The organism is Streptomyces sp. NPDC048417 (genome assembly GCF_040651615.1).
Classification (GTDB): domain Bacteria; phylum Actinomycetota; class Actinomycetes; order Streptomycetales; family Streptomycetaceae; genus Streptomyces.
In genome coordinates, this window is record NZ_JBEZKI010000034.1 from 1 (window position 1) to 17,905 (window position 17,905).

General features: G+C 71.7%; 14 protein-coding genes. 10 read left to right on the forward strand and 4 right to left on the reverse strand.

The genetic code is table 11. The features are described 5' to 3' along the window. The 7 genes from AB0D59_RS40565 to AB0D59_RS40595 form a co-directional block, all read left to right on the forward strand. Window positions 1-425: alpha-glucosidase C-terminal domain-containing protein (locus AB0D59_RS40565; protein WP_362576269.1), on the forward strand; the 425-nt coding region annotated here is incomplete at its 5' end. Beyond that, complete coding sequence (gene treS, locus AB0D59_RS40570; protein ID WP_362576271.1) at window positions 422-2,158, forward strand: maltose alpha-D-glucosyltransferase; 1,737 nt, start codon at window positions 422-424, stop codon at window positions 2,156-2,158. The genes AB0D59_RS40565 and treS, both read left to right, overlap by 4 nt. 31 nt (window positions 2,159-2,189) lie before the next feature. After that, on the forward strand, window positions 2,190-3,548 hold the full coding sequence (locus tag AB0D59_RS40575) for a maltokinase (protein ID WP_362576273.1): 1,359 nt from the start codon (window positions 2,190-2,192) through the stop codon (window positions 3,546-3,548). A gap of 4 nt (window positions 3,549-3,552) precedes the next feature. Then, entirely contained in the window at window positions 3,553-5,766 is a 2,214-nt protein-coding gene (glgB, locus tag AB0D59_RS40580) for a 1,4-alpha-glucan branching enzyme (RefSeq protein WP_362576275.1), read from the forward strand. 106 nt (window positions 5,767-5,872) lie between these two features. Continuing rightward, window positions 5,873-6,961, forward strand: coding sequence for a glutamate--cysteine ligase (locus AB0D59_RS40585; RefSeq protein WP_362576396.1), 1,089 nt, complete (start codon window positions 5,873-5,875; stop codon window positions 6,959-6,961). A gap of 129 nt (window positions 6,962-7,090) precedes the next feature. Beyond that, complete coding sequence (locus tag AB0D59_RS40590) at window positions 7,091-8,995, forward strand: AMP-dependent synthetase/ligase (RefSeq protein ID WP_362576277.1); 1,905 nt, start codon at window positions 7,091-7,093, stop codon at window positions 8,993-8,995. A gap of 102 nt (window positions 8,996-9,097) precedes the next feature. Then, a complete protein-coding gene (locus AB0D59_RS40595) occupies window positions 9,098-9,532 on the forward strand; it encodes an ATP-binding protein (protein ID WP_362576279.1) in 435 nt (144 codons plus the stop codon). A 36-nt stretch (window positions 9,533-9,568) separates the two neighbouring features. Here the strand turns inward: AB0D59_RS40595 and AB0D59_RS40600 are convergent, their stop codons facing one another. Then, entirely contained in the window at window positions 9,569-10,378 is an 810-nt protein-coding gene (locus AB0D59_RS40600; protein ID WP_362576281.1) for a methyltransferase domain-containing protein, read from the reverse strand. Between the two features lie 246 nt (window positions 10,379-10,624). Between AB0D59_RS40600 and AB0D59_RS40605 the strand changes: the two genes are divergently transcribed. Next, complete coding sequence (locus AB0D59_RS40605; protein ID WP_362576283.1) at window positions 10,625-12,001, forward strand: NAD(P)/FAD-dependent oxidoreductase; 1,377 nt, start codon at window positions 10,625-10,627, stop codon at window positions 11,999-12,001. A 16-nt stretch (window positions 12,002-12,017) separates the two neighbouring features. Then, window positions 12,018-14,267, forward strand: coding sequence for an FUSC family protein (locus tag AB0D59_RS40610; protein WP_362576285.1), 2,250 nt, complete (start codon window positions 12,018-12,020; stop codon window positions 14,265-14,267). Between the two features lie 7 nt (window positions 14,268-14,274). Here AB0D59_RS40610 and AB0D59_RS40615 read toward each other — a convergent pair whose 3' ends face one another. Both AB0D59_RS40615 and AB0D59_RS40620 read right to left on the reverse strand, forming a co-directional pair. Continuing rightward, window positions 14,275-15,102, reverse strand: coding sequence for a SigB/SigF/SigG family RNA polymerase sigma factor (locus tag AB0D59_RS40615; protein WP_362576286.1), 828 nt, complete (start codon window positions 15,100-15,102; stop codon window positions 14,275-14,277). 231 nt (window positions 15,103-15,333) lie between these two features. After that, window positions 15,334-15,753 carry an ATP-binding protein gene (locus tag AB0D59_RS40620; protein ID WP_362576288.1) on the reverse strand — a complete coding sequence of 140 codons (420 nt, stop codon included), beginning with the start codon at window positions 15,751-15,753 and terminating at the stop codon, window positions 15,334-15,336. A 398-nt stretch (window positions 15,754-16,151) separates the two neighbouring features. Between AB0D59_RS40620 and AB0D59_RS40625 the strand changes: the two genes are divergently transcribed. Beyond that, the gene (locus AB0D59_RS40625) at window positions 16,152-16,601 is read left to right on the forward strand and encodes a cyclic nucleotide-binding domain-containing protein (RefSeq protein ID WP_362576290.1); all 450 of its coding nucleotides are present in this window, start codon (window positions 16,152-16,154) and stop codon (window positions 16,599-16,601) included. A gap of 3 nt (window positions 16,602-16,604) precedes the next feature. Here AB0D59_RS40625 and AB0D59_RS40630 read toward each other — a convergent pair whose 3' ends face one another. Continuing rightward, on the reverse strand, window positions 16,605-17,894 hold the full coding sequence (locus AB0D59_RS40630; RefSeq protein WP_362576397.1) for an MFS transporter: 1,290 nt from the start codon (window positions 17,892-17,894) through the stop codon (window positions 16,605-16,607). Window positions 17,895-17,905: the final 11 nt, after the last annotated feature.

Below are 17,905 nucleotides of genomic sequence, written 5' to 3' on the forward strand. Positions count from 1 at the left end.
CCGAGAAGTACCAGCTCAAACCCCGCGACTGGACCCGCGCCGACACCGAGGGCATCGCGCCTCTCATCACCCGCCTCAACACCGTCCGGCGCAGGCACCCCGCACTCCAGCAGCTGCGCGACCTGAGCTTCCACCACACCGACAACGACTCCGTCATCGCGTACAGCAAGCGCGCCGGGACGGACACCGTCCTGGTGGTCGTCAACCTTGATCCGCACCACACCCAGGAGGCCACGGTCTCGTTGGACATGCCGCGACTCGGCCTGGACAGCAACTCCGCCCTGTCCGTGCGGGACGAACTGACAGGTGAGACCTACTCGTGGGGCAGGACCAACTATGTACGTCTCACACCCGGCCGGGCGCCGGCGCATGTGCTCCAGGTAGGGCGACCGACACCAGCGAACGGAGGGCCCAGCGCGTCATGACTGTCAACGACCCCGTCCAGGACACCTTCGAGGACACGCCTGCCAAGGACCGGGACCCGGAGTGGTTCAAACGCGCCGTCTTCTACGAGGTTCTGGTGCGTTCCTTCCAGGACAGCGACGGTGACGGCATCGGCGACCTCAAGGGTCTGACCGCGAAGCTCGACTACCTGCAGTGGCTCGGTGTCGACTGCCTCTGGCTGCCCCCGTTCTTCAAGTCCCCGCTGCGGGACGGCGGTTACGACGTCTCCGACTACACCGCCGTACTCCCCGAGTTCGGTGACCTCGCCGACTTCGTGGAGTTCGTCGACGCCGCCCACCAGCGCGGCATGCGCGTGATCATCGACTTCGTCATGAACCACACCAGCGACCAGCACCCGTGGTTCCAGGAGTCCCGGAAGAACCCCGAGGGGCCGTACGGCGACTTCTACATGTGGGCGGACGACGACAAGCAGTACCAGGACGCGCGGATCATCTTCGTCGACACCGAGGTCTCCAACTGGACCTTCGATCCGGTGCGCGGCCAGTACTACTTCCACCGCTTCTTCTCCCACCAGCCGGACCTCAACTACGAGAACCCGGCCGTCCAGGAGGAGATCCTCTCCGCGCTGAAGTTCTGGCTGGACCTGGGCATCGACGGCTTCCGCCTGGACGCGGTGCCGTATCTGTACCAGCGCGAGGGCACCAACTGCGAGAACCTGCCGCCCACCCATGAGTTCCTGAGGCGGGTCCGCCGCGAGATCGACGCGATGTATCCGGACACCGTCCTGCTGGCGGAGGCGAACCAGTGGCCCGAGGACGTCGTCGACTACTTCGGCGACTACGAAAAGGGCGGCGACGAGTGCCACATGGCGTTCCACTTCCCCGTCATGCCCCGCATCTTCATGGCGGTGCGCCGGGAATCCCGCTACCCCGTCTCGGAAATCCTCGCCAAGACCCCCGCCATCCCCTCCGGCTGCCAGTGGGGCATCTTCCTGCGCAACCACGACGAGCTGACCCTCGAAATGGTCACCGACGAGGAACGCGACTACATGTGGGCCGAGTACGCGAAGGACCCGCGGATGCGCGCCAACATCGGCATCCGCAGGCGGCTGGCCACACTCCTCGACAACGACCGCAACCAGATCGAGCTGTTCACCGCCCTGCTGCTCTCCCTGCCCGGCTCGCCGATCCTCTACTACGGCGACGAGATCGGCATGGGCGACAACATCTGGCTCGGCGACCGCGACGCCGTCCGCACCCCCATGCAGTGGACCCCCGACCGCAACGCCGGCTTCTCGACCTGCGACCCGGGACGTCTCTACCTGCCGACCATCATGGACCCGGTCTACGGCTACCAGGTCACCAACGTCGAGGCGTCCATGTCCTCGCCGTCCTCGCTGCTGCACTGGACGCGCCGGATGATCGAGATCCGCAAACAGAATCCCGCGTTCGGGCTCGGCACGTTCACGGAGTTGCAGTCGTCGAACCCGGCGGTGATCGCCTTCCTGCGGGAGGCTCCCTTGTCAGAGGAAGGAGGGGACGACCTCGTCCTGTGCGTGCACAACTTCTCCCGGTTCGCCCAGCCCACCGAACTCGATCTGCGGGTCTACGACGGCCGGCATCCGGTCGAGATGATCGGCGGGGTGCGGTTCCCCGCCATCGGTGAACTGCCCTACCTGCTGACCCTCGCGGGGCACGGCTTCTACTGGTTCCGGCTCTCCCGAGTCGCCTCCCGCATCGGCCGTCGGCGCTGAGCGTGCGGAGCCGAGGAAAGGACGCGTCACGATGACGAAGACCGTTGACCTCCCCCGGAGCACGGCGGCCACCGGCCTCGACCGGCCGCTGGCCTCGCTCGGCGGGCTGCTGCGCGACTGGCTGCCCCGGCAGCGCTGGTTCGCGGGCAAGGACCGGCCCGTCACGGACCTCTCCGTACTGTCCCTGACCGAGCTCTTTCCCGGCTGTCTGCATCTGCTCGTCCACGCCGACCACTCCCCCGGCGGGGACAGCGTCCCTTCCGGTGACTGCTACCAGCTCCTGCTCGGCGTACGCGAACACCGCACCCCCCGGCTGGAGCGGGCGTACATCGGCCGGGCCGAGGAGGGCCCGCTGGCCGGACTCGCGGTGTACGACGCCCTGCAGGACCCCCGTGCGGCCGAACTGCTCCTTGACCGGCTGCGGATGCCCGGCACGGTCGGCCCGCTGCGTTTCGAGAGCGCCCCGCGGACCCGGATACCCGGTGGACTCGCGCCCCGCCTGCTGGCCGCCGAGCAGTCCAACTCCTCCCTGGTGTACGGCGATTCCTACATCCTGAAGGTGTTCCGGCGGATCCAGCCCGGCATCAACCCGGACCTGGAGGTGCCCGGGGCGCTGGCCGCGCAGGGCTGTGCGCGGGTGCCCGCGCCGGTGGCCTGGTTCCGCACCACCGAGCCGAGCCCGGCGACCCTCGGGGTGCTGCAGCCCTTCCTGCCGGACGCGGCCGACGGCTGGACCCTCGCGCTGCGCGCGCTCGCGGCCGGTGACGACTTCGCCATCGAGGCGCACGAGCTGGGCCGGGCCACCGCGGACGTGCATCTCGCGCTCGCCGCCGCCTTCCCGTCCGCCGTCCACGACGAACACGGCCGTACCGCGGAGGCCATGTCGGCGCGGCTGGAAGCGGCCGCGCACGCGGTGCCGGCGCTGCGGCCGTACGTGCCGGGGCTGCGGGGTGCCTTCGACGCGCTCGCCACCTGTGACGCGGTGCCGCACGCCCAGCGGATCCACGGCGATCTGCATCTCGGGCAGGTGCTGCGAGCGGACCGTGAGTGGTTCGTCATCGACTTCGAGGGCGAGCCGTCCCGTCCGCTCGCCGAGCGGCGCAGCACCCAGTCCCCGGTGCGGGACGTGGCCGGCATGCTGCGGTCCTTCGACTACGCGGCCCGGCAGCGCCGCCCCTGGCGCCCGGAGTGGGCCCGCCGCTGCCGGGAGGCCTACTGCGCGGGTTACGCTGCCCGGGCCGGCTGGGACCCGCGGAAGAAGCACGCGTTGCTGCGCGCCCACGAGACGGACCGCGCGGTGTACGAAGTGGTGTACGAAGCCCGGCACCGGCCGGCCTGGCTTCCGGTTCCCATGGCCGCGATCGAGCGGCTCGCCCGCTGGGGAGGCTGACCTCATGGCCCTGCGCGACTCTTCGCTTCCCGAGCCTTCCGGCCAGTCCCGTGCCACGGCCCCGCCGCTGGACGCCGAAGACCGCGGCCGCCTGCTCTCGGGCGCCCACCACGATCCGCACGGCGTGCTCGGCGCCCACCCGGTGGACGGCGGCACCCTCGTCCGCGCGCTGCGTCCGCACGCACGTGCCGTGAGCGTGCTCGTCGACGGGGCGCGCATCCCTCTGACGCCCGAGGACGACGGGTTCTTCGCGGCCGTACTCCCGTATGCCGAACTCCCTTCGTACACACTGCTCGTCGCATACGAGGACGGCGACGGCGGCGAGCAGGAGGTGCACGACCCGTACCGCTTCCTGCCCGCGCTCGGTGAGTTCGACCTGCATCTGATCCGTGAGGGACGGCACGAGCAGCTGTGGAAGGCGCTCGGTGCCGAGCCGATGACCCACGAAGGGGTGACCGGTACCCGGTTCACGGTGTGGGCGCCGAACGCGCAAGGCGTGCGGGTGGCCGGGGACTTCACCTGCTGGGACGGCACGCAGTACCCGATGCGCTCGCTGGGCGCGGCCGGGGTGTGGGAGCTGTTCCTGCCGGGTGTGGGCGAGGGGGCCCGGTACAAGTTCGAGATCACCTCCCGGTACGGCGGCCGGTTCCTCAAGGCCGACCCGATGGCCCGCCGTACCGAGGTGCCGCCCGCGACCGCGTCGATCGTGGCGGTCTCCCGCCACGAGTGGAGTGACGCGCAGTGGATGGCGCACCGGGGCGACACCCCGGTGCACGAGGCCCCGTTCTCGGTGTACGAGGTGCATCTGCCGTCCTGGCGGCCGGGATCGACCTACCGGCAGCTGGCGGAGGAACTCCCCGCGTACGTCAACGACCTGGGCTTCAGCCATGTCGAGTTCATGCCGGTCGCCGAGCACCCCTTCGGCGGCTCCTGGGGCTACCAGGTCACCGGCTTCTACGCGCCGACCTCGCGGCTCGGCTCTCCGGACGACTTCAAGTACCTGATCGACGCCCTGCACCGGGCCGGGATCGGCGTGATCATGGACTGGGTGCCCGCCCACTTCCCCAAGGACGACTGGGCGCTGGCCCGCTTCGACGGGGACCCGCTGTACGAGCCCGGGGACGAGCGGCGGGCCGAGCATCCGGACTGGGGGACCTACGAGTTCGACCTGGGCCGGGTGGAGGTCCGCAACTTCCTGGTCGCCAACGCGGTGTACTGGTGCGAGGAGTTCCACATCGACGGGCTCCGGGTGGACGCGGTCGCCTCGATGCTCTACCTCGACTACTCGCGGGACTCCGGGCAGTGGACACCGAACGTGTTCGGCGGGCGTGAGGACCTGGACGCGGTGGCGTTCCTCCAGGAGATGAACGCGACCGTGTACCGGCGTGCGCCGGGCGTGGTGACCATCGCCGAGGAGTCCACCGCCTGGGACGGGGTGACCCGGCCCACCGACAGCGGCGGGCTGGGGTTCGGTCTGAAGTGGAACATGGGCTGGATGCACGACTCGCTGGAGTACATCCGGCACGAGCCGGTCCACCGCAAGTACCACCACGACGAGATGACCTTCTCGATGGTGTACGCGTACAGCGAGAACTACGTGCTGCCCATCTCGCACGACGAGGTCGTGCACGGGAAGCAGGCCCTGGTGTCGAAGATGCCCGGCGACTGGTGGCAGCAACGCGCCAATCACCGCGCCTATCTGGGCTTCATGTGGGCCCATCCCGGCAAACAGCTGCTCTTCATGGGTCAGGAGTTCGCCCAGGGCGCGGAGTGGTCGGAGGCCCACGGCCCCGACTGGTGGCTGCTCGACCCGGAGTACGGCGCCGAGGCCGATCACCGGGGTGTCCGGGATCTGGTCCGCGATCTCAATTCCGTGTACCGCACGCATCCCGCCCTGTGGCAGCGGGACACCGATCCGGCGGGTTTCCAGTGGGTCCTGGGGGACGCGGCCGAGGACAACGTCTTCGCCTTCCTGAGGTTCGACGCCGAGGCCCGGCCGCTGCTGGCGGTGTCCAACCTCTCCCCCGTGGTCCGTCCCGACTACCGGCTGAGCGTGCCCGGGAGCGCCGCCGTCTGGCGCGAGATCCTCAACACCGACAGCGCGCGGTACGGCGGCGGGGACGTCGTCAGCCGGGGGCCGCTGCTGACCGACGAGGGCGCTGTGCGGCTGACGCTGCCGCCGCTCGGCACGGTGTGGCTGGAGCCCGTCGCCCCGTAGGCCGCCGACGACGCCGTCACGTGTCCGGGCGGCCGGGCCGGGGCAGTTCGGGATGAAAGACCCCGCCGCGCCCGGTCGCGGCCCGGCTGGAGGGCGGTCCTCGGTGCTGCGTACCGTCGGAGTGGAGGAAGAACTTCTGCTGGTCCACCCGGACAGCGGGGAGCCGATGCCCCAGTCGGCGGCCGTCCTGGACCGTGCCGCGTTGGACGATCCCGGACAGGCGGTGTTCCAGAAGGAACTGTTCGGGCAGATGCTGGAGCTGGCCACCAGCCCGCAGCTGCACATGGCGGACCTGGGTGCCGAGATCGCGCGCTGCCGCAAGGAGGCGGCCCGGCTCGCCGGGGAGATCGGCTGTGCGGTGGCGGCGCTCGCCACCTGCCCGCTGCCGGTCACGCCCGCGCTCAGCGCGCACGAGCGGTACCGGTGGATGGCCGGGCGGTTCGGCAGCGCCACGCTGGACCAGTTCGTGTGCGGCTGCCATGTGCATGTGTCGGTGGAGTCCGACGAGGAGGGCGTCGCCGTCCTGGACCGGCTGCGGCCCTGGCTTCCGGCGCTGCGTGCGCTGAGCGCCAACTCGCCGTTCTGGCAGGGCCGGGACTCCGGTTATGCCAGTTTCCGCAGCCGGCTGTGGGCACGCGGCCCGTCGGCGGGGCCGACCGAGCTGTTCGGCTCGGCCGAGGGGTATCGGCAACGGGTCGCGGACATGGTGGCCAGCGGGGTCATCCTCGACACGGGGATGGTGTACTTCGACGCCCGACTGTCGGTGCACTACCCGACGGTGGAGATCCGGGTGGCCGACGTGTGCCTGCGGGCGGACACCACCGTCCTCGTGGCCACCCTGGCCCGTGCCCTGGTGGAGACGGCCGCCCGCGACTGGCGGGCCGGCCGGCCGCCGCTCGACCACAGCGTGAGCATGCTCCGGCTGGCCTCCTGGCAGGCCGCCCGCTCCGGACTGGACCAGGAACTGCTCGATCCGGCGACCATGCGGCCCCGGCCGGCCGTCGAGGTGGTGCGCGCCCTGCTGCTGCACACCGAGGAGGCGCTCACCGCCAGCGGTGACGCCGGGGGTGTCGAGGAGGCCGTCGCACAGGTGCTGCACAGGGGTAACGGCGCCCGCGAGCAGCGATCTTTCCTGGAGCGCACGGGCAGCCTGCGGGATGTCGTCGTCGAGTGTGTGCGCCGTACCCAGGGCTGAGCTCCGGTCACCAGGCGGAAACTAGTTGACCATTCCCGACACAGGCCGTGCTCCCCTGGGCTAGATTCGACCCGCGTCGACAACAGTACCGATCGGTGGGGTCACCCTCCGTACAACCAGGAGCAGCGCATGCGCGACTACGCCCTCGCTCCGACTACCGCTTCGACCCTGGCCGGCGGGCTCGCCGACAGCATTTTCGAGACGGCGGACCGGAACCCGACCCTGCCGGTGCTGGCGCGCCGGCCCGATGCCACCGCCGCGGGCTGGCAGGAGATCTCCGCGGTCGAACTGCGTGACGAAGTGGTCGACTTGGCCAAGGGCCTGATCGCGTCGGGTATCTCGCCCGGTCATCGGGTGGCCATGATGGCGCGTACGCGCTACGAGTGGACGGTGTTCTGTCTCGCGCTGTGGTCAGTGGGCGCGGAGGTGGTGCCGATCCATCCGACCTCCGCCCGGGACCAGGTCGAGTGGATCCTGCGGGACGCCCGTTGTGTGGCCGTGGTGGTCGAGGACGAGCTGGCGGTGATGACCGTCGGCACGGTGTGCGAGGGCCTGCCCGGGCTCAAGCATGTCTGGCAGCTGGACGCGGGAGCGCTGGCCGACCTGGTGCAGCAGGGCGAGTTCGTCCCGCTGACCACGGTGGAGTCGCTGCGCCGGATCGTGATGCCGGACTCCACGGCGGCGATCACCTACACCTCGGGCACCTCGGGCCGTCCGCTGGGCTGCGCGCTGAGCCACCAGGGTCTGGCGTACCCGTGCGACACCCTGCTCGCGGGCTGGGGGCACACCGCCGCACGTCCCGGCGAACAGGCCTCCGTGCTCGCCTACTTGCCGTTCTCGCACGTGTACGGCCTGATGGTGATGGTCCTCTGTCTGCGCGGCGGAATCATGATGGGCCACGAGCCGGAGATGTCGGAGATCGCGCTGGCGTCGGCGCTGGGCACCTTCAGACCGACCTACCTGTACGCCGTGCCTTCGGTGCTGGAGAAGCTGTACAAGACTTTCCTGCGCACCGCCCAGCAGACGGGCCGGGGGACCCTGTTCGAGCGGGCCGCGGAGACCGCGCGGGACTTCGCCGCCGCCCAGGAGCGGGGGCGGCTGGGCACCGGGGCGGGTCCGGGCTTCGATCTTCGGCTGCAACACGCCCTGTACGAGCGGACGGTGTACCGCAGGCTGCGGGCGGCGCTCGGCGGGCGGGTCCTGCGGGCCACCTCCGGCGGCTCGTCGCTCAGCCGTGAACTCACCCTGTTCTACGAGGGCATCGGCGTTCCCGTGCACGACGGCTACGGGCTGACCGAGTCCAGCGGCGGGATCACCATGCAGCCGCTGGGCCGTGAGAAGTCCGGCACGGTCGGCCAGGCCCTGCCGGGCACCCAGATCCAGGTCGCCGACGACGGCGAGATCCTGGTGCGCGGGCCGTCCGTGTTCCAGGGGTACGTCGGTGACAACTACGCGACCCGGGCCGCGCTGCGCGGCGGCTGGCTGGCCACCGGGGACATCGGGCGGCTCGACCCCGAGGGCTATCTGACCATCACGGGCCGCAAGAAGGACATCATCATCACCAGCAGCGGCAAGAGCGTGGCCCCGGCCCCGCTGGAGCAGCGGCTGCGGATGCATCCGCTGGTGCACCAGGCGGTGGTCGTCGGCGACGACCGGCCCTGTGTGGGTGCGCTGATCACCCTGGACCCGGACTTCCTGGCGCACTGGCGGGGTGCCCTGTCGCTGCCGGGAGACTCGCCGGGGCGGGAGGCGCGCGAGGAGAACGCGCTGCGCGAGGAGATCGCCCGGGCCATCGCGTCCGCCAACAGTGTGGTGTCCCGCTCCGAGTCGATCCGGGTCTACCGGGTCCTCCAGGAACCGTTCGCCCCGGGCAACGGTATGCTCACGCCGTCGATGAAGCTGCGCCGGGACGCCATAGCGCGCCACTACGCGGCCGAGATCGACGCCATGTACCAGGCCCGCTCGCGCGCCGTGCGCCGGCCGGGCCCGGCGGAGCCGGCCGACTGGGAGGACTCGGACGACGTGTTCCGCTGAGTGCGGCACGCTTAGCCGATGCGGCAGTGGGAACTCGCCGCGAGGGGAAAGATCCGACAGTGAGCACGGCCCTGAGACCCCCCCGGGGCCGGGAGAGACGACATGTCGACCGGGCCACGGCGCGACCGCGGACGCTCCACGGAGGAGACCCCTGAACGCACGGTCTCCTTCCCCGGCGAGCTGCGCAATGTCACCGGCGCCCGGCTGGCCGTGGACGGCTATCTCGCCGACCTCGCCCGTACCTCGCCGCCCAACGCCGCCGAGTGCTGGGACGACATCCTGCTGGTCGTGACGGAGCTGGCCGCCAATGTCGTCCAGTACGCGCCGGGCCCCTTCGAGCTGCACATGCGACGCACGTACGACGGTGTGCACATCACCATGCACGACACCAGCCGGGTCCAGCCCCAGCCGCGCCCCTTCCATCCGCAGCACGGCGGGGGCGGTGTCGGCTGGCACCTGCTGCACACCCTGTGCGACCAGGTCAGCGTGGTCGTCACCGAGACCGGCAAGGACATCCACGTCTTCCTGCCGTGGTGAGCGGCGGGTTCCGGCCCCGGTGAGCGACGGGCGCGGTCACTCCGGGCGGTGTGCGACCACTCCGAACATCGTCACCGACATGTGCAGCGACCCCTGCTCGGCGGCCTCGGTGAGGTCGGCGTACAGGGTGTCCCGCTGTTCCTCGGTGAGGGCGCCGGTGCGCACGGCGGCCTCGCCGAGCATGCGGATCAGCGGCCAGGCGACCGTGCGGTGGTCCTGGAGCAGGGCCTGCGAGCCGCGGTCGTCCACCACGAACCCGGCCGCGGTGAGCTGGCCGACCAGGCGGCGCCCGGAGTAGGGGTTGGCGCCGTTGAGGGCGGCCGCGGTCAGCGCGCGTACGGTCGCCGGGTCGCCGGGGTGCAGCAGAGTGGTCCCCCAGTCGGTGTCCAGCAGCGCCACCCGGCCGCCGGGCCGCAGCACCCGGGCCATCTCGGCGACGGCCCGGTCGGGGTCGGAGAGGTGCTGGAGCACCCGTTCGCACCACACCAGGTCCATCGAAGCGTCGGGGACGGGCAGCTCGGCCGCCTCCCCGTGGACGAAGCGGACCCGGCTGCCCGGGGACCGCTCCTCGGCGACCGCACGCAGACTCGGGTTGGGCTCGACACCGATCGCGACGCCGTCCGGGCCGACGGCGGCGGCCAGTGCCCGGGTCTGCGAGCCGGTGCCGGAGCCGACGTCGAGGAGCCGCTCGCCGAGCCGTACCGCCAGCGCCTCCTCGGCCCAGGCACGCAGCCGTCGTACCCCGGGATTGGCGTCCTGCGAGTCCAGGGCGCCCACCAGCGGGGCCACGCGGTCGGGGTCGATGTGCCGCTGCTGGAAGCCCGTTCCGGGCTGGGTGTGCGCCATGGCGGGCACTCTACTGGCGTACGTGATCGCCGTGGACGACCTTGTACCGGACGGAAGTCCGGCGCATATCTGTGCGACAGCCGGTTACTCCTCTTGATCGGGGGCATGCTGGAGCCCATGCGTTCGTCTGCCTGCGCCGCCCGGCTGGCGGAACGGCGTCGGGCACGGTGGGATCGAACTGGTGCGAGGCAAGCGTTCCAGGGCATGCGAACGGCGTGACCCGGGCCCCTGGAGCAGCGGAAAGGGATGGACACCGTGACACGACCCAGGATCCTGGTGGTGGGCGCAGGCTTCGCCGGAGTGGGATGCGTACGCCGTCTGGAGCGCAAACTCGCTCCGGACGAGGCCGACGTCACCCTGGTGGCGCCGACCTCCTACCAGCTGTATCTGCCGCTGCTGCCGCAGGTCGCCTCGGGCGTGCTGACGCCCCAGTCGATCGCCGTCTCGCTGCGCCGCAGCAAGAGGTACCGCACCCGGATCATCCCGGGCGGTGCGATCGGCGTGGACCTCAAGTCCAAGGTGTGCGTCGTCCGCACCATCACCGACCAGCTGGTGAACGAGCGGTACGACTACATCGTGCTGGCCCCGGGCAGCGTCACCCGCACCTTCGACATCCCGGGGCTGACCGAGCACGCCTTCGGGATGAAGACCCTGGCCGAGGCCGCCTACGTCCGTGACCACGTCATCTCCCAGCTCGACCTGGCCGACGCCAGCGACAATCCGGTCGAGCGGGCCGCGCGGCTGCAGTTCGTGGTGGTCGGCGGCGGATACGCGGGCACCGAGACCGCGGCCTGCCTGCAGCGGCTCACGCACGCGGCGCTGCACCGCTATCCGAACCTGGACCCGAAGCTGATCAAGTGGCATCTGATCGACATCGCGCCGAAGCTGATGCCGGAGCTGGGCGACAAGCTCGGCCGCAGCGCCCAGGAGATCCTGAGCCGCCGCGGCATCGAGGTCTCCCTCGGGGTGTCGATCGAGAAGGCGGGCCCGGAGGAGGTCACCTTCACCGACGGCCGGGTGGTGCCCACCCACACCCTGATCTGGACCGCCGGTGTGGTCGCCAGCCCGCTGATCGCCACCCTGGGCGCGGAGACGGTCCGGGGGCGGCTCGCGGTCGACGCCGAGATGACCCTGCCGGGTCACGACGGGGTGTTCGCGCTCGGCGACGCGGCCGCCGTGCCGGACAAGTCGAAGGACGAGGCGGGCGCGGTCTGCCCGCCGACCGCGCAGCACGCCATGCGGCAGGGCAAGGTGGTCGCCGACAACGTCATCGCGACCCTGCGCAACCAGCCGCTCCACCCGTACGTGCACAAGGACCTGGGGCTCGTGGTGGACCTCGGCGGCAAGGACGCGGTCTCCAAGCCGCTGGGTATCGAACTGCGCGGGCTGCCCGCCCAGGCGGTGGCCCGCGGCTACCACTGGTCGGCGCTGCGCACCAACGTGGCCAAGACCCGGGTGGCGACCAACTGGCTGCTGAACGCGCTGGCCGGCGACGATTTCGTCCGTACCGGCTTCCAGTCCCGCAAGCCCGCCCGGCTCAAGGACTTCGAGTACACGGACACCTATCTGACCCCGGAGCAGGTCCGGGCCCGTGCCGAGGGCCCCGGCGAAGCCACGGCCTGACGCAGAGCGCGGCCAAGTGAGCACAGCGGGGCGGTCGGTGCGGGCGGAGGTCCGGGGACGGCTCGCGGCGGCCGACCCCGGGCTGCTCCGTCTCACCGCCGGCCTGCGGACGGTCCTGTCCATCGCGCTCACGCTCGCCGTCCTGGCGGCCCTGCGGCTCGACGTGTCCCATCTGGTGGCGGGGGCCATCACGGCGATGGTCGCCACCTTCGCGATCCGTGAGAAGGCGCGCTCCCAACAGGCCGTCACGCTCGCCCTGGGGCTGCCGGTGGCACTGGTCTCGATGTCCCTGGGCGCGCTGCTCAACCAGCGGGTCGTGATCGGTGACCTGTTCTTCGTGGCGCTCATCTTCTGCGCGGTCTACAGCCGGCGGTTCGGCGACCGGGGCACGGCGCTGGGGCTGATCGGCTTCCAGATCTACTTCGCCTCGCTGTTCGTGCACGCGACCGGGCCCGCGCTGCCGGGCCTGTACGTCGTGATCGCGGTGGCCTTCGGCAGCGCGGCCCTGGCGCGCTTCGTGCTCGTGCCGCAGACTCCGGCGGGCATCCTCGGCCGGCTGCGGCGGGCCTTCCGGGGCCGGTTCGCCCAGCTGGTGGCCGCGCAGGCGGAGTTGCTCGACGCCGGGCCGGACGAGCTGGACAAGGCGGTGGAGGAGGTCAGGGTCAGGACCGCCCGGCTGCACGAGACGGCGCTGCTGATCCAGGGGCGGCTCCCGGACGGCACCTCCGACGAGGCGGTGGCCCGGCTGGTGCAGCGGCGGATCGCGGACGCCGAGATCGCCGCCGAGCGGCTCGGGTTGATGCTGCTCACCGCGCGCAGCGCCCGGCGGGCGGACACCCTCACCCTGCATCTGCCCGGTGCCCACCTGCCCACGGCTCCCCCGCTGCCGGCCCGGGACGAGGCGCTGGATCAGCTGCGCCTGGACCTGGAGGCGCTGCGGCTGCTGGTGCTGCGGCCGGCCGGGCCACAGCCGGGGACCGCGCTGTCCCGGCTGCGCAACCGGCTCCTCGGCTACCGCGAGGAGGAGAACCTGCCATCCGCCGACCCCGCCGTGCAGGACGTCTTCCGGGGGGTCGGCGAGGCCGCCCGCGCGGTCATGGGGCTGCGGATCGCGCTGGACGGGCCGCAGGACGAGTCCGACGACACCCCGGCCACGTCCCGGTCCCGCGAGGAACTGGACGCCGAGGACGCGGCCATCGAGGTCGCCGAGGAGGAGGAAGGCGAGACCGAGGAGGCCACCGGGCTGCGCCGCCCCACCACGCGGGCGGCGGTGCAGGTGGCCGTCGGCTCGTCGCTGGCCATCGTGGGCGGCGAGTTCCTGTCCGCCCAGCGCTGGTACTGGGCGGTGCTGACCTGCTGGATCGTGTTCATCAACACCGCGTCCACCGGTGAGATCCTGGTCAAGGGCTACCGGCGGCTGCTGGGGACGGTCCTCGGCGTGGTGGCCGGCATCGGGCTGGCGGGGCTGGTCGGGCACCACACCTGGACGGCGTTCGGGCTGGTGCTGGTGTTCGTCTTCGCGATGTTCTATTCGGCGCCGCTGTCGTACACCCTGATGTCGTTCTTCGTGACGGCGATGCTGGGCCTGCTGTACACGCTGCTCAACACCTACAGCCTGGACGTCCTGGTGCTGCGGATCGGGGAGACGGCGCTCGGCGCGGTCTGCGGGGTGATCGCGGCCGCGGTGGTGCTGCCGGTGCACACCGACCGCCGTACCGACGAGCTGCTCGTCACCACGCTGGACCGGCTGGCCGACGTGACCCGGGCCGCCGCCGACCAGTTGAGCGGGGCGCCCGCGGCCGACCTGGTGGAGAAGGCCCGCGACCTGGACCAGGCACTGGCCGACCTGCGGGCCGCGGTCCAGCCGTTGACGCATCCGATCACCCCGCTGCGGTCCCGCCGGGACACCGCGCGCTATGTGGTGGCGCTCCTGGAGACGTGCGCGTATCACGCGCGGTCGCTCGCGGCGACGGCCGAGTTGCTGCCCACCCATCCGGCGATCGCGGCGGATCCCCGGCTGCGCGGGGCGGGGCAGCGGATCGTGCACAACATCGAGGCGATCGCCGCCCAGGTGGACGACCGGCGGCCCGCCCGCGAGATCGAGACCGGCCCCAGCATCGCGGCGATGCTGGAGCCGGGCACCCTGCGCGCCCCGCGCTACGGCCGGGTGACCGACCGCGTGTTGCGGCATCTGCAACGCCTCGACGAGGCGGTGGCGGGCCTGGCCCGGCCGCTGCAGGTGCCGGTCCGGGCGCACGCCGCCTGAACGGGGATCACTGCTGGCCGAGGGCTTCGGCCCGGACGCGGGCGCAGCTGCGGCTGATGAGGCGGGAGACGTGCATCTGGGAGATGCCGAGGCGGTCGGCGATCCGGCTCTGCGTCATGTCCTCGAAGAAGCGCATGTAGAGGATGGCCCGCTCCCGTTCGGGCAGCCGGCGCAGCCCCTCCTTGGCCGCCTCCCGGTCGACGACGGTGTCGTAGGAGCCGTCGGCGTCCCCGAGGGTGTCGGCGAGGCTGTAACCGTCCTCGCCGGCGGCCAGTTCGGCGTCCAGGGACAGGGTGCTGAAGCTCTCCAGGGCCTCCAGGCCGGCGCTGACCTCGTGCTCGGTCAGCCCGGTGTGGGCGGCCACATCGGCGACGGAAGGTTCGGGGGAGCCGGGGTTCTGGGTGAGGTCGCGGCGGGCCACCCGCACCCGGTTGCGCAGTTCCTGCACCCGGCGGGGCACCCGCAGCGCCCACATCCGGTCGCGGAAGTGCCGCTTGACCTCGCCGGTGATGGTCGGCACCGCGTAGCTCTCGAAGGCGCCGCGCGAGGGGTCGTAGCGGTCGACGGCCTTGACCAGGCCTAGTGCGGCGACCTGGCGCAGGTCCTCGACGGACTCGCCGCGGTCGCGGAAGCGGCCGGCGATGCGGTGGGCCATCGGGAGCCAGGCGGCCACCAGTTCGTCACGCAGGGCGTCCCGCTCGGGGCCGTCGCCGAGGGCGGCGAGCCGGGCGAAGAGGGACGCGGTGTCGGGGGCGTCGTCGTGCGAGCGCCGAGGCGGGGCGTGCGTGGTCTGGCCGGGCGTGCTGGGGCGGCCGTTCGACAAGTCGGTGAGCATGCGGAATCGCTCCTGAACTGTGGGTTCCAGGGCATCACCGGAACGTGGTTCCGGGACTCGACCCGAACTGCGGTGTCAGAGTCGCCGTGGGAGCACCGTCCGGACCGCTCTGCGGGGCCCGGGGCGATATGACCGCTCCCACTGGCGCGCGCCTCCGGTCCGAAGCACGAAACTCCGCCTGCCCCTTGGCTCCGGGCGCAAACGCCGTCCGGGGAACTTCAGTTGGCCGGCTCAGTTCAGGGGCACGATCGCGGTGATGCGCTTGCCTCCGCGGGGCAGTCCGGCGACCTCCACGTCCCGGGCCAGCCGGCAGACGATGGGCCAGCCCCGGCCGCCGGGCCGGCCGCGGTCGCGCCCGTCCGGGGCCGATGCGGCCACCGGTACCGCATCGCTGCGGTCGCTGACCGACACGCGTACCGCGCATCCTTCGACGTCCACGTCGAAGCCGGTGATCCCGCCACCGTGCAGGATCGCGTTGGTGGTCAGTTCCGAGGTGACGAGCAGGGCGTCGTTCAGCGCCTCGGCGGCGCACGGCACGGCCTGCCGGGCGATGGCGCCGCGGACCGCTCTGCGGGCCTCGGCCGGCCGCAGCGACGGCCGACGGGAGTCGATGGGTATCACTGCCGATTCGGTCCCGTACGTCTCGCGCATCCCTTCGCTCCCTGAATGGTGGACCGGTTGGTCTGACGGGCCCGTCCGCGCGGGTCTCTCCTTGTTCGGCTCACCGGTCGGGGCTCCGCCAAACACATCCGGGGGGCGGCAAGGGCTTCCCCGAGTGAAACAGGTCACGTAGCCTGTTCCCGGGTACCCGAAACGGCCCTGGATGGTTTAGCGTTCATCCATAAGTGGTCGAGGAGTCGACGTCAGGTCCTCCCGCGCCACCGTTTGACGGCCCTGGCTGGCCTCCCCCGTCCAGCCAGGGCTTTTTTACGCCCGGACGGCTGCGGGCAGGCGATTCTCATGCCCTTCGAGGTGCCCGGTGCGGCGGCAGCGGCTGAAATGGGCGTAGGGAAAGCCCCCGTACCCTCGCCGGCGAGGAGCCCCGCGCCATGACCAAAGCCATCAAACTGCTGACCGCCCTCCCGCAGGCGCAGCGCGAGCGCCTCATGGAACTGGCTCAGGAGGTCTCCTTCCCCGAGGACTCCCGCATCTTCGAGGCCGGCGGCACCGCGGACCGCTTCTGGGTGATCCGCTCGGGAGCGGTCAACCTGGACCAGGAGGTGACGTCCCACAAACGGGTCACCGTCGCCAGCCTGGGCGCCGGTGACCTGCTCGGCTGGTCATGGCTGTTCCCGCCGTACACCTGGGACTTCGGGGCGGTGGCCTTCAGCCAGGTGCGGGCCTACGAGTACGACGCCGCGGCCGTGCTGGCGCTGTGCGTGGAGGATCCGCTGCTGGGGCTCTCGCTGGTGCGGACCGTCGCCGAGATCCTCGCCAGCCGGCTGGAGGTCACCCGGGGCAAGCTGCTGGACGCGTACGTGGGGCGGCGGCCCGCATAGCGGTCAGATGCGGTAGCGGCGCAGGGCCGGCACGGCGGCGGCCAGGGCCAGCATCACAGCCACGACCAGCAGGCCACCGCCCGTGACGGCCGCGCGCGGCCCGAACACCGACCCCATGGTGCCGTGCAGGACGTCGGCCAGCCGCGGGCCGCCCGCGACCACCACCGTGAACACACCCTGCATCCGGCCGCGCATCTCGTCGGTCGCGGCGGACAGCAGGATCGCACCCCGGAAGACCATCGAGACCATGTCGGCGACCCCGGCGGCGGCCAGGAAGGCGACCGCCATCCAGAGGTTGCGGCTGAGCCCGAACCCGGCGATGGCGGCGCCCCAGCCGACGACCGCGCCGATCACCATCCAGCCGTGCCGGCGCGCCCGCGAGAACGTACCGGAGAAGAGCCCGCCGAGCACCGCGCCGACGGGGATCGCCGCGAACAGCAGGCCGAGCGCCAGCCCTTCGCCGTAGGAGCCGTAGGTCTGGGCGGCCAGCTGCGGGAACAGGGCGCGGGGCATGCCGAAGACCATCGCGATGATGTCGGCCAGGAACGACAGCAGCAGCACCTTGTGCATGGAGATGTAGCGGAACCCCGCCACGATCTCCCGCACCCCGGCCCGGCGGGCCGTCGCCCGCGCCGGCGGCGGCAGCGCGGGCAGCCGGTAGACCGCCCACACCGTCACGCTCAGCGCCAGCGCGTCGATCAGATACAGCTCGGGCAGGCCGATGACGGGAATCAGGGCACCGGCCAGCAGCGGGCCGATCACCTGCCCGGTCTGCATGACCGTCGACCCGAGGGCGTTGGCCGCGGGCAGCTGCGTCTCGGGGACGAGCCGGGCGATGGAAGCGGTACGGGCGGGGGCGTTCAGCCCCCAGAACGCCTGCTGCATGGCGAGCAGGACCATCAGCGCGACCACGGATTCGAGGCCGGTGACGGCCTGGAGCCAGAACAGCAGCGAGGTGACGGCGATACCGCAGTTGGTGATCAGCAGCAGCTTGCGGCGGTCCATGGCGTCGGCGACCGCGCCGCCCCACAGCGCGAACACGACGAGCGGCAGCAGTCCGGCGAGGCTCGCGGCGCCGACCCACGCCGAGGACCCGGTGATGTCGTAGATCTGCTTGGGCACGGCCACCGCGGTGAGCTGGCTGCCGACCGAGGTGACGATCGTCGAGGTCCACAGCCGGCGGTAGGCCGGGACGGCCAGCGGGCGGGTGTCCATCGCCCAACGGCGCCAGCCTCGCCGGGGAGGGGGCGGGGGCAGGGGCAGGGGCGCCGTGGTGTCTTCGGTGGGCTGTATGCCGGACGGGG

What these genes read in the sequence shown, in the direction of transcription:
- AB0D59_RS40595 (WP_362576279.1), top strand. Translation starts at nt 9,098, where the DNA reads ATGTCGACCGGGCCACGGCGCGACCGCGGACGCTCCACGGAGGAGACC.
- glgB (WP_362576275.1), top strand. Translation starts at nt 3,553, where the DNA reads ATGGCCCTGCGCGACTCTTCGCTTCCCGAGCCTTCCGGCCAGTCCCGT.
- AB0D59_RS40575 (WP_362576273.1), top strand. Translation starts at nt 2,190, where the DNA reads ATGACGAAGACCGTTGACCTCCCCCGGAGCACGGCGGCCACCGGCCTC.
- AB0D59_RS40590 (WP_362576277.1), top strand. Translation starts at nt 7,091, where the DNA reads ATGCGCGACTACGCCCTCGCTCCGACTACCGCTTCGACCCTGGCCGGC.
- AB0D59_RS40615 (WP_362576286.1), bottom strand. Translation starts at nt 15,102, where the DNA reads ATGCTCACCGACTTGTCGAACGGCCGCCCCAGCACGCCCGGCCAGACC.
- AB0D59_RS40620 (WP_362576288.1), bottom strand. Translation starts at nt 15,753, where the DNA reads ATGCGCGAGACGTACGGGACCGAATCGGCAGTGATACCCATCGACTCC.
- AB0D59_RS40605 (WP_362576283.1), top strand. Translation starts at nt 10,625, where the DNA reads ATGGACACCGTGACACGACCCAGGATCCTGGTGGTGGGCGCAGGCTTC.
- treS (WP_362576271.1), top strand. Translation starts at nt 422, where the DNA reads ATGACTGTCAACGACCCCGTCCAGGACACCTTCGAGGACACGCCTGCC.
- AB0D59_RS40600 (WP_362576281.1), bottom strand. Translation starts at nt 10,378, where the DNA reads ATGGCGCACACCCAGCCCGGAACGGGCTTCCAGCAGCGGCACATCGAC.
- AB0D59_RS40625 (WP_362576290.1), top strand. Translation starts at nt 16,152, where the DNA reads ATGACCAAAGCCATCAAACTGCTGACCGCCCTCCCGCAGGCGCAGCGC.